The organism is Xenophilus arseniciresistens, from assembly GCF_028023875.1.
In the GTDB taxonomy this organism is placed as follows: domain Bacteria; phylum Pseudomonadota; class Gammaproteobacteria; order Burkholderiales; family Burkholderiaceae_C; genus Xenophilus; species Xenophilus arseniciresistens.
In genome coordinates, this window is record NZ_JAQIPB010000007.1 from 296,005 (window position 1) to 308,395 (window position 12,391).

A 12,391-nucleotide genomic window follows, 5' to 3' on the forward strand; every position below is an offset into this window, starting at 1 on the left:
CCGGCCGGGTGTCCGGGTGCATCGAAGGCTTTGACACGTGCGGGCTGCCTTGCGGGCGCACAATGCCGCCATGGAAAGCAGCAAGCGTGAGATTGCCGCCGCCGCCGCCCGCCTGGTGGTGGAGGAGGGGCTGGAGTACGGGCCGGCCAAGCGTCGGGCCGTGCGCGACCTGCGACTGCCCGCGCGCACGGCGCTGCCCGGCAACGACGAGATCGAAGCCGAGGTGCGCGACTACATTCAGATCTTCTGCGCCGATACGCAGCCAGCCGAATTGCGGGCGCTGCGTGAACTGGCTGTCGAATGGATGCAGCACATGGCCCAGTTCCGTCCGCACCTGGGGGGTGCCGTGTGGCATGGCACGGCCACCCGCCTGTCCGACATCTACATCCAACTGTTCTGTGATGACTCCAAATCCGCCGAGATTGCGCTCATCGACCATCACGTCGATTACGAGCCGCGCACCGTCAGCGGCTTTCATGGGGAATCGGTCGAGGCGCTCAGCGTGCATGCGCCGAGCCGGGCCCTGGGCACAGAGGTCGGGGTGCATCTGATGGTGTATGACCTCGATGACATGCGCGGCGCCCTGCGGCTCGATGCGCAGGGACGTGTGCCGCGCGGCGATCTCGCCGCCGTTCGCCGCCTGCTCGACGAAGTGGATGGCACGCCGGACGGAGCCGGCGCGTGAGTGCGGTGATGGCGCAGGGCTCGCAAAGGCGGCGATGGCTGTTTGCAGGGGTGGCCACTGCAGCCGCGGCGGCTGGCCTGGGGGGCGCATGGTGGCAGCAAGGTCGCCAGGGCGAGCCGGGTGCCTCCGGCGGCGAGAGGCTCGGGCCGGAGTTCTGGGCCCAGCGTTTCGACCGGCCCGAGGGCGGGGAACTGGCGCTGGCTTCGCTGCAGGGTCGGCCGCTGCTCATCAACTTCTGGGCCACCTGGTGTCCGCCCTGTGTGGAAGAGCTGCCCATGCTGGATCGCTTCTTTGTGGCGCAGGGTGAGCGCGGGGTGCAGGTGATCGGCCTCGCGGTGGATCAGCCCAGCGCCGTGCGCAAGTTCCTGGCGCGCGCGCCCGTGGCATTTGCCAACGGCATGGCCGGCATGCAGGGCACCGATCTGGCCAGGCAACTTGGCAATGCGGCTGGGGGACTGCCCTTCACACTGATGATTCATCGCTCCGGCCAGGTGCTGGCTCGTAAAATGGGCAAGCTCGAGGCGGCCGATCTGCAGGCTTGGGGGCGTGCGGAATTTCACGGCTAGAATCCGCGGCCCGTTGGCGATTGGTCCGAAGATGGATGTAATACGCCGACGTTTGGGCTAGTTAGGCCTAGTTGTTCGGCGAATGCCGGCGTTGGAGGACCATGGATCTGCGCAAACTGAAGACACTGATCGATTTGGTGTCTGAATCGAATATTTCCGAACTCGAGATCACCGAGGCCGAAGGCAAGGTGCGCATCGTCAAAGGCGGCGAAGCAGCGCCGGTGCAATACGTGCAGGCCATGCCCGCTGCGACGGTGGCGGCGCCCGCTGTTGCTGTGGCCGCCCCTGCGGCTGCTGCGCCCGCGGCGGCAGCCGCGCCCGCGCCCGCTGCCGAACCCACGGGCCATACGGTGAAGTCGCCCATGGTCGGCACCTTCTACCGTTCGGCCAGCCCCGGCGCGCCGGCCTTCGTGGAAGTGGGCAAGCAGGTCAAGGAAGGCGACACGCTTTGCATCATCGAGGCCATGAAGATCCTCAACGAGATCGAGGCCGACAAGTCCGGCACGGTCACCAAGATCCTGGGCGAGAACGGCCAGGCGGTTGAATACGGCCAGCCGCTGTTCATCATCGAGTAAGCCTTTGACGGGCTGCTTCACGCTGGCGTCCCTGGCAGTGCCCGCATCGTTGCGCGCACGTCCGGGCAAGGCCATGTTCAAGAAGATCCTGGACGCGAATTGCGGCGCTGCGCCACGGCGCCGGCGGCCGACGGCGGGCGCGTCGCACGGGCCCACGCGGCGGGCGGGCGATACAAGCCGCGGAGAAAACCATGTTTAAAAAGATCCTGGTCGCCAATCGCGGCGCGTGCGCCTTGGCGCAGACGGCCGGAGGCCGGCAAATTGCGCGTGGCCGCGCAGCGGGCGGGCGATTGAGCCGCGGAGGGCGTAATGTTTAAAAAGATTCTGGTCGCCAATCGCGGCGAAATCGCGCTGCGCATTCAGCGGGCCTGCGCCGAAATGGGCGTGAAGGCGGTGATGGTCTATTCCGAGGCCGACCGCGATGCCAAGTATGTGAAGCTGGCCGAAGAGGCCGTGTGCATCGGCCCCGCGCCTTCGGGCCAGAGCTACCTCAACATGCCGGCCATCATTTCGGCGGCCGAGGTGACCGACGCCGAAGCCATCCACCCGGGTTACGGCTTCCTGTCGGAAAACGCGAACTTCGCCGAGCGCGTGGAGCAAAGCGGCTTCCAGTTCATCGGCCCCACGCCAGAGTCGATCCGCATCATGGGCGACAAGGTTTCCGCCAAGCAGGCCATGATCAAGGCCGGCGTGCCTTGCGTGCCGGGCTCCGACGGCGAACTCTCCGATGATGCGGCGGCCAACAAGCGCATCGCGCGCGCCATCGGCTATCCCGTGATCATCAAGGCGGCCGGCGGTGGCGGCGGCCGCGGCATGCGGGTGGTGCACACCGAGGCTGCGCTGATCAACGCGATCCAGATGACCAAGGCCGAGGCGGCCGCGGCCTTCAACAATCCGGCCGTGTACATGGAGAAGTTCCTCCAGAACCCGCGCCACATCGAGATCCAGGTCCTGGCCGACAAGCACAAGAACGCCGTCTACCTGGGCGAGCGCGACTGCTCCATGCAGCGGCGCCACCAGAAGGTGATCGAGGAGTCGCCTGCACCGGGCATCCCGCGCAAGCTGATCGAGAAGATCGGCGACCGCTGTGCAGCGGCCTGCAAGAAGATCGGCTACCGCGGCGCGGGCACCTTCGAGTTCCTGTACGAGAACGGCGAGTTCTACTTCATCGAGATGAACACCCGCGTGCAGGTCGAGCATCCGGTGACCGAGCTGGTCACGGGCATCGACATCGTCAAGACGCAGATCATGGTGGCGGCCGGCGAAAGGCTGCCCTTCACCCAGCGCCAGATCCAGCTGCGTGGCCACGCCATCGAGTGCCGCATCAACGCCGAGGACCCGTACAAGTTCACGCCTTCGCCGGGGCGGATCAGCATGTGGCACCCGCCGGGCGGCCCGGGCGTGCGCGTGGATTCGCACATCTACACGAACTACTTCGTGCCGCCGAACTACGACTCGATGATCGGCAAGCTGATCGTCTACGGCGACACGCGCGAGCAGGCCATGGCCCGCATGCGCACCGCGCTCAACGAGACCGTGGTCGAAGGCATCCAGACCAACATCCCGCTGCATCGCGAATTGATGGTGGATGCCAAGTTCATGGATGGCGGCACCAACATCCACTACCTGGAAGAGTGGCTGGCCGCGCACAAGCGCTGAGTTGCTTTTCTTCTCGAAGCGCATCACGCGGGCCGCGGCGGCCCGTGCGCTTCACGCACCACCAACACACAATGGGGCTTCGGCCCCTTGGTCGCTTGTGCGGCCTTGCCAAAGCTCAAAGGATCAAAAGGCTGCCCTATGTTCGAGTTGCGTCTGATGGTTCCCGAGGACCGTGTCGAGCTGATGGGCGAGGCCCTTGAGGAGCTCGATGCGCTGAGCGTGTCGGTGGAAGATGCCGACGCCCACACCGATGCCGAGCAGGCGCTGTTCGGCGAGCCGGGCATGCCGCCGCCGCGCGAAGGCTGGCAGCGTTCGCGGCTGGTCGCGCTGTTCCAGGATGAAGCTGCTGCGCGCCATGCGGGGCAGGTGCTGGCGGCGCAGGACTTCTTCGAGGGCTGCGAGCTGCTGGGCGTGAACGTGCTGCCCGAGCAGGACTGGGTGCGCCTGACGCAGTCGCAGTTCTCGCCCGTGGAGATCACCTCCGATTTCTGGATCGTGCCGAGCTGGCATGAGCCCCCCGAGGCGGCGCGCCATGTGATCCGCCTGGACCCGGGCCTGGCCTTTGGCACCGGCACGCACCCCACCACGCGCATGTGCCTGCGCTGGATTGCCACGCGCGCTGAAGGTGAACTGGGGGCGCGCGTGCTCGACTATGGCTGCGGCTCGGGCATCCTGGCCATCGGCGCTGCCAAGTTTGGCGCTTCGGACATCGACGCCGTCGACATCGACCCGGCCGCCGTGCAGTCCACGCAGTTCAACGCCCAGGCCAACCATGTGCAGCTGAACGCGGCCCTGCCCGAAGGTGCGAAGGGCGCCTACGACACCGTGCTGGCCAACATCCTGGCCACGCCGCTGAAGGTGCTCGCCCCCTTGCTCTGCGCGCATGTGCGCGAAGGCGGGGCCCTGGTGCTGGCGGGCATTCTGGAGCGCCAGGCCGACGAGCTGAAGCAGGCCTATGCGCCCTGGCTGCAGCTGACAGTCAGCGACAGCGAGGACGGCTGGATTCTCATGACCGCACGCCGTTGAGGCCGGCGCGACCCGTGCAGGGCCGACCCTACAATTAGAGACACATGAGTCTCGTCACGCGATGCCCGGCCTGTGCCACCACTTTCAAGGTGGTGCGCGACCAGCTCCGTATTTCGGACGGTTGGGTGCGCTGCGGTCGTTGCAGCGAGGTGTTCGACGCCACCCAGGCGCTGCACGACACCGACTCGGGCCAGGCTGTGGATGCACAGGCCTTCGCGACGCCCAAGGCGCCTCCGCTCGAAGCTTCGCCGCCGCTGGCCGCCGAAGCGCCTGAGCAGAGGCAGCCGGATCCGGACAGCCTTCCGCAGCAGGACAAGGCACTTGCTGCGCCGGCCGATGCGGCTCCACGCCCAGCGCCGGCATCGGGCACGCCCTTTGTGCCTCAGGCCATGGCCTGGCCGGCGTCGGGCGTTCTGGACCTGCCGGTCTCTGCCGCGCCCGAAGTGCCTGATGCGTCTGATGTGCCCGGCGGGTCCCGTGCGCCCGGCGCACTCTTCTCGCTCAAGCAGCCTGCGCGCGAGTCCGCGCCAGCAGCCGAGCCGGCATGGCGTCGCATCCAGATCGCGCAGCCGCAGCAGTCCCAGCCGCCTGCGGCACCTGCGCCTGGAGGACTGCTGGCCGATGAGCCCTGGCCCATGCGCCATGCCTCGGCCTCGGCCTCGGCCGAGCCTGCGTCTGATGATGCGCAGGTGGCGGCATCGGCGATCGATGCGGCGGTGGATGCGCAGTTGCAGAAGGCCCTGCGCCAGGCGCGCATCCAGGCCCGGCGCAAAGAACGCAAACAGCAGGCGCTGAGCCGCCTGGATGCTGCTGCGGCCACGCCGGCTTTCGCAGCGGAGCGCCCGGCGCCGGCAGGCGTGCGCCAGACGGTTGCCCAAGCAACGGCAAAGGCTCCGGCGCCCGTCAGCAAGCCTCCGATGCGCAGCGTCGCGGCGGGGGCCGGAGGCCCGTCCGCCGACACCCTGCTCGATTCCACGCTCTATGGCGCGGAGTTCATGGAGTCCAGGCCCAGCGCGCTGGACGCGGTCGGCCGCGCGCGCGGCAAGCCCTGGGTCTGGGGCCTGCTGGCGCTGCTTGCGGTCGCCCTGCTGGTGCTGCAGTGGATGCGCCACGAACGCGATGGCCTCGCCGCCTCACAGCCCGCACTGCGCCCGGCCATCGAAGCCTTGTGCCGGTTCAGCGGCTGCACGCTCGCTGCGCCGCGCCGCATCGCCGCGGTGCGCATCGACGGCTCCTCCTTCACGCCCGCGCGCGAGGCCGGGCAGTTCGAGCTGCTGTTCACGCTGCGCAATGCCGACTCCGCCGTGGTGGCCATGCCGTCCATCGAGCTGTCGCTGCTCGACGGCAACGAGCGGGCCGTCATGCGCCGGGTCTTTCATCCCGCTGATTTCGGCGCGCCGGCGCAGCTGGCGCCGCGGGCCGAGCAGCGCGCCGAACTGCGTCTGCTGTTGCAGCCGCCGCCGGAGCAGCGCGTGTCTGCGGTGGTGGGCTACAGCATGCTGGCTTTCTATCCCTGACGGCCGGCACGCCCTCTGCCGACGAGGGCGTCTCCTTCATCTTCCCCTTCTTGCGAGTGCACTTTCCATGGCAGCAGTGATTTGTGGTTCCCTGGCCTTCGACACGATCATGACCTTTGACGGTCGGTTCGCGGACCAGATCCTTCCCGACCAGTTGCACATCCTCAATGTGTCCTTCCTGGTGCCCGGCCTGCGGCGCGACTTCGGCGGCTGCGCTGGCAACATCGCCTATGCCCTCAATGCCCTGGGCGGGCAGGCACTGCCCATGGCAACGGTGGGCACCGACGGCGCCGACTACGTCGCGCGGCTGCAGGCGCTGGGCATCGGCACCGACTTCGTGCGCGTGCTGGAAGACAGCTACACGGCCCAGTGCTACATCACGACGGACATGGCCAACAACCAGATCACGGCCTTCCATCCGGGTGCGATGCAGCAGGCGCACCTGACGCCCGTGGTGGCGCGCGAGGACATCCGGCTGGGCATCGTCGCGCCGGACGGCCGCGAAGCCATGGTTCAGCACGCGGCGCAGTTCAAGGCTGCCGGCATCCCTTTCGTCTTCGACCCCGGCCAGGGCCTGCCGATGTTCGACGGCGAGGAACTGCGCCGTTTCGTCGAACAGGCCGACTGGGTGGTGGTGAACGACTACGAGGCGCGCATGCTCAGCGATCGCACAGGCTGGAGCTTCGATGCGATCTCAGGCCATGTGCAGGGCCTGGTCGTGACCCTGGGTGAACAGGGCTGCGAACTGTGGATCGATGGCCGCAGGAGCGTGGTGCCTGCGTTCACGCCCGAGGCCGTGGTGGACCCCACGGGCTGCGGCGATGCCTGGCGCGGCGCGCTGCTCTATGGCCTGGAGCGTGGCTGGCCGCTGCAGCGCTGTGCCGAGCTTGGCAACCGGCTGGGCGCCCTCAAGGTGGCGCAGCGCGGGCCGCAGAACTACACGGTGGATCGCACGCAGTTCGACCTTTGATGCCCCCGGCGCTTGCGGCTTTGCATGTGCGGGCCGCGGCACACCGGATGTGAGCGGAAGCTGAAAGGGCGCAAAAAAAGCCCGGCACCGCAAGGCGCCGGGCTTGGACGGCCGGATGACCGTCAGGGCTTGGTGCTGGGGAAGGGCCAGGCCACCGGATTGATGGTGGTCTGAGGCGCAGGTGCAGCGGCGGCAGGCGCAGCGGCTTCCTTCTTGGCAGCAGCCTTCTTGGCAGGTGCAGCCTTCTTGGCGGCAGCCTTCTTCGCAGGCGCCTTCTTGGCAGCAGCCTTCTTCGCAGGCGCGGCCTTCTTGGCAGCAGCCTTCTTCGCAGGCGCAGCCTTCTTGGCAGCGGCCTTCTTCGCAGGCGCAGCCTTCTTGGCAGCGGCCTTCTTCGCCGGTGCGGCCTTCTTGGCAGCAGCCTTCTTCGCCGGTGCGGCCTTCTTGGCAGCGACCTTCTTCGCCGGCGCGGCCTTCTTGGCAGCGACCTTCTTCGCCGGTGCGGCCTTCTTGGCAGCGACCTTCTTCGCCGGTGCGGCCTTCTTGGCAGCAGCCTTCTTCGCCGGTGCAGCCTTCTTCGCCGGTGCGGCCTTCTTCGCCGGTGCAGCCTTCTTTGCAGCGACCTTCTTAGCGGCCGGCGCCTTCTTGGCCGGAGCCTTCTTTGCAGTTGCCATTTCTTTCTCCTTGATCAAGTTGACAAACAACTTATGAAAGCGCCTGGTGCTCAGCGTGCCGCACCAGACGATTCATGGCGCCGGAGCTAAGCCCCGGCGCCATGAACACGGAAACCCCAGCCGCTGCACTCTGAGGTGCATGTTGCGGCCGGGGCGATTCTTGAAAGCATTCGACTGCGGAATTCAATCCCAGGACAACGCCCCACCCGACTGGTACTCGATCACCCGGGTCTCGAAGAAATTGCGTTCCTTCTTCAGGTCGATCATCTCGCTCATCCAGGGGAAGGGGTTCTCTTCGTTGGGGAACAAGGCTTCCAGGCCGATCTGCGTGGCGCGGCGATTCGCGATGTAGCGCAGGTAGCCCTTGAACATGGAGGCATTCATGCCGAGCACGCCGCGCGGCATCGTGTCTTCGGCGTAGCGGTATTCGAGCTCGACGGCCTTGAGGAACAGCGCCTTGATCTCGGCCTTGAACTCGGCCGTCCACAGGTGCGGGTTCTCGAGCTTGAGCTGGTTGATCAGGTCGATGCCGAAGTTGCAGTGCATCGACTCGTCGCGCAGGATGTACTGGTACTGCTCCGCCGCGCCGGTCATCTTGTTCTGGCGGCCCAGCGCCAGGATCTGCGTGAAGCCGACGTAGAAGAACAGGCCTTCCATCAGGCAGGCGAAGACGATCAGGCTCTTGAGCAGCTTCTGGTCGTTCTCGGGCGTGCCGGTCTTGAAGTCCGGGTTCATGATCGCCTCGATGAAGGGGATCAGGAACTCGTCCTTGTCGCGGATCGACTGCACCTCGTTGTAGGCGTTGAAGATCTCGGATTCGTCCAGGCCCAGCGACTCGACGATGTACTGGTAGGCGTGCGTGTGGATCGCTTCTTCGAAAGCCTGGCGCAGCAGGAACTGGCGGCATTCGGGCGCCGTGATGTGGCGGTAGGTGCCCAGCACGATGTTGTTGGCGGCCAGCGAATCGGCCGTCACGAAGAAGCCGAGGTTGCGCTTGACGATGCGGCGCTCGTCCTCGGTCAGACCGTTCGGGTCTTTCCAGAGCGCGATGTCGCGGTTCATGTTCACTTCCTGCGGCATCCAGTGGTTGGCGCAGGTGGCGAGGTACTTTTCCCAGGCCCACTTGTACTTGAAGGGCACCAGCTGGTTGACGTCGGTCTGGCCGTTGATGATGCGCTTGTCGGCCGCGTTCACGCGGCGGGCGCTGGCGCCGGAGGCGTCAGACGATGCAGCAGAAGTCGGTGCAGCCATCGAGCCACCAGCAGGGGTCGATGCCACGGGGTTGGGCTGGCTCCGCGGTGCGGAGTGCTTGACTTCGTCGTCCCAGGTCAACATAGAAATTTCCAATGCTCAATTATCAGAGCAACGTTGCGTGTTTGAGAAGTTGCGCGCGCGCGCTGGCACGCAAATTTGTTGTGCGCAGGCATCGAGCGATCACGTCGACGCGGCACCGGGGCGATTGGGTGAGGGGCTGCGGACCGCAGCAAGCAGCTTCGTCGTGTTGTCGAAGCCCGGATGCGTTGCGGTCCGCGCCGATGCCTCATCGCATCACTGGCAGGCTTCGCAGCCCGGATCGTCGATGGCGCAGAACTTGATGTCGGTGGCCGGCGTGGCGTTCATCTGTGCCTGTGCGGCAGCCGCTGCAGCTTCGAGTGCGCTCGGGGCTGCGGCCTTCGCGGCAGGTGCCGGTGCGGCGGCCATCGGCGTGCTGCTGCCGGAGGAGACTGCGTTCAGGCGACCCGACTGCACCGTGGACTTCTCCGCGTGCGTGGCGCTGGTGGTGCGCAGGTAGTAGGTGGTCTTGAGGCCGCGCGTCCAGGCCAGCGTGTAGGTGTCGTGCAGCTTCTTGCCCGAGGCGCCGGCCATGTAGATGTTCAGCGACTGGGCCTGGTCGATCCACTTCTGGCGGCGGGCGGCAGCCTCGACCAGCCATTGCGGCTCGACTTCGAAGGCCGTGGCGTACAGGGCCTTGATGTCCTGCGGCACGCGGTCGATGGGTCGCAGCGAGCCGTCGAAGTGCTTGAGGTCCATGACCATCACGTCGTCCCACAGGCCCAGGCGCTTGAGGTCGCGCACCAGGTAGTGGTTGATGACGGTGAACTCGCCCGACAGGTTCGACTTGACCGACAGGTTGCCGAAGCAGGGTTCGATCGAGGCGTCGACGCCGATGATGTTGGAGATGGTCGCCGTGGGGGCGATGGCCACGCAGTTGGAGTTGCGCATGCCGTCGGCCTTGATCTTGGCGCGCAGGCTGTCCCAGTCCAGCGAGCTGGAGCGGTCCACTTCCACATAGCCGCCGCGGGCCTTTTCCAGCAGGTCCAGCGAATCGATGGGCAGGATGCCGCGGTCCCACAGCGAACCCTTGTAGGTCGCGTAGCGGCCGCGCTCGCGGGCCAGCTCGGTCGAGGCCCAGTAGGCGTGGTAGCAGATGGCTTCCATCGAGCGGTCGGCGAATTCGACGGCCTGTTCGCTGCCGTAGGGAATGCGCAGTTCGTACAGCGCGTCCTGGAAGCCCATCAGGCCCAGGCCCACGGGGCGGTGGCGCAGGTTGGAGTCACGCGCCTTCTTCACGGCGTAGTAGTTGATGTCGATCACGTTGTCGAGCATCCGCATCGCGGTGGAGATGGTCTTCTTGAGCTTCTCCTGGTCGACGGCGCCGTCCTTCAGGTGCTGCAGCAGGTTCACCGAGCCCAGGTTGCAGACGGCAGTTTCGGTGTCGCTGGTGTTCAGCGTGATCTCGGTGCACAGGTTGGACGAGTGCACCACGCCCACATGCTGCTGCGGCGAGCGCACGTTGCAGGCGTCCTTGAAGGTGATCCAGGGATGGCCGGTCTCGAACAGCATCGAGAGCATCTTGCGCCACAGGTCGGTGGCCGGCAGCGTCTTGCTGGGCTTGATCTCGCCGCGGGCGGCCTTCTCTTCATAGGCCACGTAGGCACGCTCGAAGTCGGCGCCGAACAGGTCGTGCAGGTCGGGCACGGAGGAGGGCGAGAACAGCGTCCAGTTGCCCTTTTCCATCACGCGGCGCATGAACAGGTCGGGGATCCAGTTCGCCGTGTTCATGTCGTGCGTGCGGCGGCGGTCGTCGCCGGTGTTCTTGCGCAGTTCCAGGAATTCCTCGATGTCCAGGTGCCAGGTCTCGAGGTAGGTGCAGACCGCGCCCTTGCGCTTGCCGCCCTGGTTCACGGCCACGGCCGTGTCGTTGACCACCTTCAGGAAGGGCACGACGCCCTGCGATTCGCCGTTGGTGCCCTTGATGTGCGAGCCCAGGGCGCGCACGCGGGTCCAGTCGTTGCCCAGGCCACCCGCAAACTTCGACAGCAACGCGTTCTCCTTGATCGACTCGTAGATGCCGTCCAGGTCGTCGGGCACGGTGGTCAGGTAGCAGCTGGACAGCTGCGAGCGCAGCGTGCCGCTGTTGAACAGCGTGGGCGTGCTGGACATGAAATCGAAGCTCGACAGCACCTCGTAGAACTCGATGGCGCGGGCTTCGCGGTCGATCTCGTTCAGGGCCAGGCCCATGGCCACGCGCATGAAGAAGGCCTGCGGCAGCTCGATGCGGGTCTTGCGCACGTGCAGGAAGTAGCGGTCGTACAGGGTCTGCAGGCCCAGGTAGTCGAACTTCAGGTCGCGGTCGGCCTTCAGCGCCGCGCCCAGGCGGGCCAGGTCGTACTGCAGCAGCTTTTCGTCGAGCAGTTCGTTCTCCACGCCCTTCTTGATGAATTGCGGGAAGTAGTCGGCATAGGCGCTGCCCATCTCGGCCTGCGTCACTTCGCGACCAAGCACTTCCTTCAGGATCGTGTGCAGCAGCAGGCGGGCGGTGGCGTAGGTGTAGTCAGGGTCCTTCTCGATCAGCGTGCGGGCGGCCAGGATGGAGGCCTTGTAGACCTCGTCCAGCGGCACGCCGTCGTACAGGTTGCGCATGGTTTCGGCCACGATGGGCTCGGCCCGCACATGCTCGCCCAGGTTCGCACAGGCCGATTGCAGCAGCGCGTGCAGCGCGGCCGAATCCAGCGGCACGCGCTCGCCGCGGTCCAGCACATGCAGCGCAGGCTGCGCGGCGGGCGCGACTTCCTGCTCGCCCTGGCGCAGGCGCTCCTGCGTGCGGCGCTCGCGGTACAGCACATAGGCGCGCGCCACTTCATGGTGGCCGCCGCGCATCAGGCCCAGTTCCACATGGTCCTGCACGTCTTCGATGTGGAAGGTGCCGCCGCCCGGACGCGAGCGCACCAGCGCGCGCACCACCGCGTCGGTCAGGCCTTCCACGGTCTCGCGCACGCTGGCCGAGGCCGCGCCCTGGGTGCCATGCACGGCCAGGAAGGCCTTCATCAGCGCCACGGCGATCTTGTTCGGCTCGAAGGGCACCACGGCGCCGTTGCGCCGGATGATCTGGTAGTGGGCAAGGGCGGCCAGACCCGCGCCTCCGGCCACATCGCGGCTGGCGGGGGTCTGCGCAGGCTTGAGGCGGGGGGTGGAGGGCGTGTTCAGAGCTTCTTGCATTCGTATTCCTCTTGGTGGCGGTAATTCTGGTCCGGCAGCAGCGGCAAAAGCGGGTGCGTGTCGTGACGGCTGCACACTATATCTAGTGGTGGAGCCCCTCACAACCCACTGGATGTAGCGTTAACCAGCGCCTGCAGGGTCGGGGAAGCGCCGAAGTGTGATGAACGCCCGCCGCCAGGCCGCTTCAGCGTTGGGAGTGCCGCCTTCAAGCCAGCAGACATG

Annotated in this window: 10 protein-coding genes; 7 read left to right on the forward strand and 3 right to left on the reverse strand. The window is 66.5% G+C overall.

What is annotated here, in order from left to right; all coding sequences use genetic code 11:
* The first annotated feature begins 70 nt into the window (after positions 1–70).
* The 7 genes from PGB34_RS16175 to PGB34_RS16205 all read left to right on the forward strand — a co-directional run bounded on the left by PGB34_RS16175 (position 71) and on the right by PGB34_RS16205 (position 6,998).
* On the forward strand, positions 71–685 hold the full coding sequence (locus PGB34_RS16175) for a hypothetical protein (protein ID WP_271429135.1): 615 nt from the start codon (positions 71–73) through the stop codon (positions 683–685).
* Positions 686–693: 8 nt separating this feature from the next.
* A complete protein-coding gene (locus PGB34_RS16180; protein ID WP_271429136.1) occupies positions 694–1,251 on the forward strand; it encodes a TlpA family protein disulfide reductase in 558 nt (185 codons plus the stop codon).
* Positions 1,252–1,352: 101 nt separating this feature from the next.
* On the forward strand, positions 1,353–1,826 hold the full coding sequence (accB, locus tag PGB34_RS16185) for an acetyl-CoA carboxylase biotin carboxyl carrier protein (protein ID WP_271429137.1): 474 nt from the start codon (positions 1,353–1,355) through the stop codon (positions 1,824–1,826).
* A gap of 309 nt (positions 1,827–2,135) precedes the next feature.
* Positions 2,136–3,485: an acetyl-CoA carboxylase biotin carboxylase subunit gene (gene accC, locus PGB34_RS16190; RefSeq protein ID WP_271429138.1), complete on the forward strand. Its 1,350-nt coding sequence runs from the start codon at positions 2,136–2,138 to the stop codon at positions 3,483–3,485.
* A gap of 138 nt (positions 3,486–3,623) precedes the next feature.
* Positions 3,624–4,511 carry a 50S ribosomal protein L11 methyltransferase gene (prmA, locus tag PGB34_RS16195; RefSeq protein WP_271429139.1) on the forward strand — a complete coding sequence of 296 codons (888 nt, stop codon included), beginning with the start codon at positions 3,624–3,626 and terminating at the stop codon, positions 4,509–4,511.
* Positions 4,512–4,555: 44 nt separating this feature from the next.
* Positions 4,556–6,028 carry a DUF3426 domain-containing protein gene (locus PGB34_RS16200; protein ID WP_271429140.1) on the forward strand — a complete coding sequence of 491 codons (1,473 nt, stop codon included), beginning with the start codon at positions 4,556–4,558 and terminating at the stop codon, positions 6,026–6,028.
* Positions 6,029–6,095: 67 nt separating this feature from the next.
* Positions 6,096–6,998: a carbohydrate kinase family protein gene (locus tag PGB34_RS16205; RefSeq protein WP_271429141.1), complete on the forward strand. Its 903-nt coding sequence runs from the start codon at positions 6,096–6,098 to the stop codon at positions 6,996–6,998.
* A gap of 122 nt (positions 6,999–7,120) precedes the next feature.
* Here PGB34_RS16205 and PGB34_RS16210 read toward each other — a convergent pair whose 3' ends face one another.
* The 3 genes from PGB34_RS16210 to PGB34_RS16220 form a co-directional block, all read right to left on the reverse strand.
* Entirely contained in the window at positions 7,121–7,669 is a 549-nt protein-coding gene (locus PGB34_RS16210) for a hypothetical protein (RefSeq protein ID WP_271429142.1), read from the reverse strand.
* Between the two features lie 183 nt (positions 7,670–7,852).
* Complete coding sequence (locus PGB34_RS16215) at positions 7,853–9,004, reverse strand: ribonucleotide-diphosphate reductase subunit beta (protein WP_271429143.1); 1,152 nt, start codon at positions 9,002–9,004, stop codon at positions 7,853–7,855.
* A 213-nt stretch (positions 9,005–9,217) separates the two neighbouring features.
* Positions 9,218–12,169 (reverse strand): ribonucleoside-diphosphate reductase subunit alpha, encoded by a 2,952-nt coding sequence (locus tag PGB34_RS16220; protein ID WP_271429144.1) that lies wholly within the window; start codon positions 12,167–12,169, stop codon positions 9,218–9,220.
* Positions 12,170–12,391 lie beyond the last annotated feature (222 nt).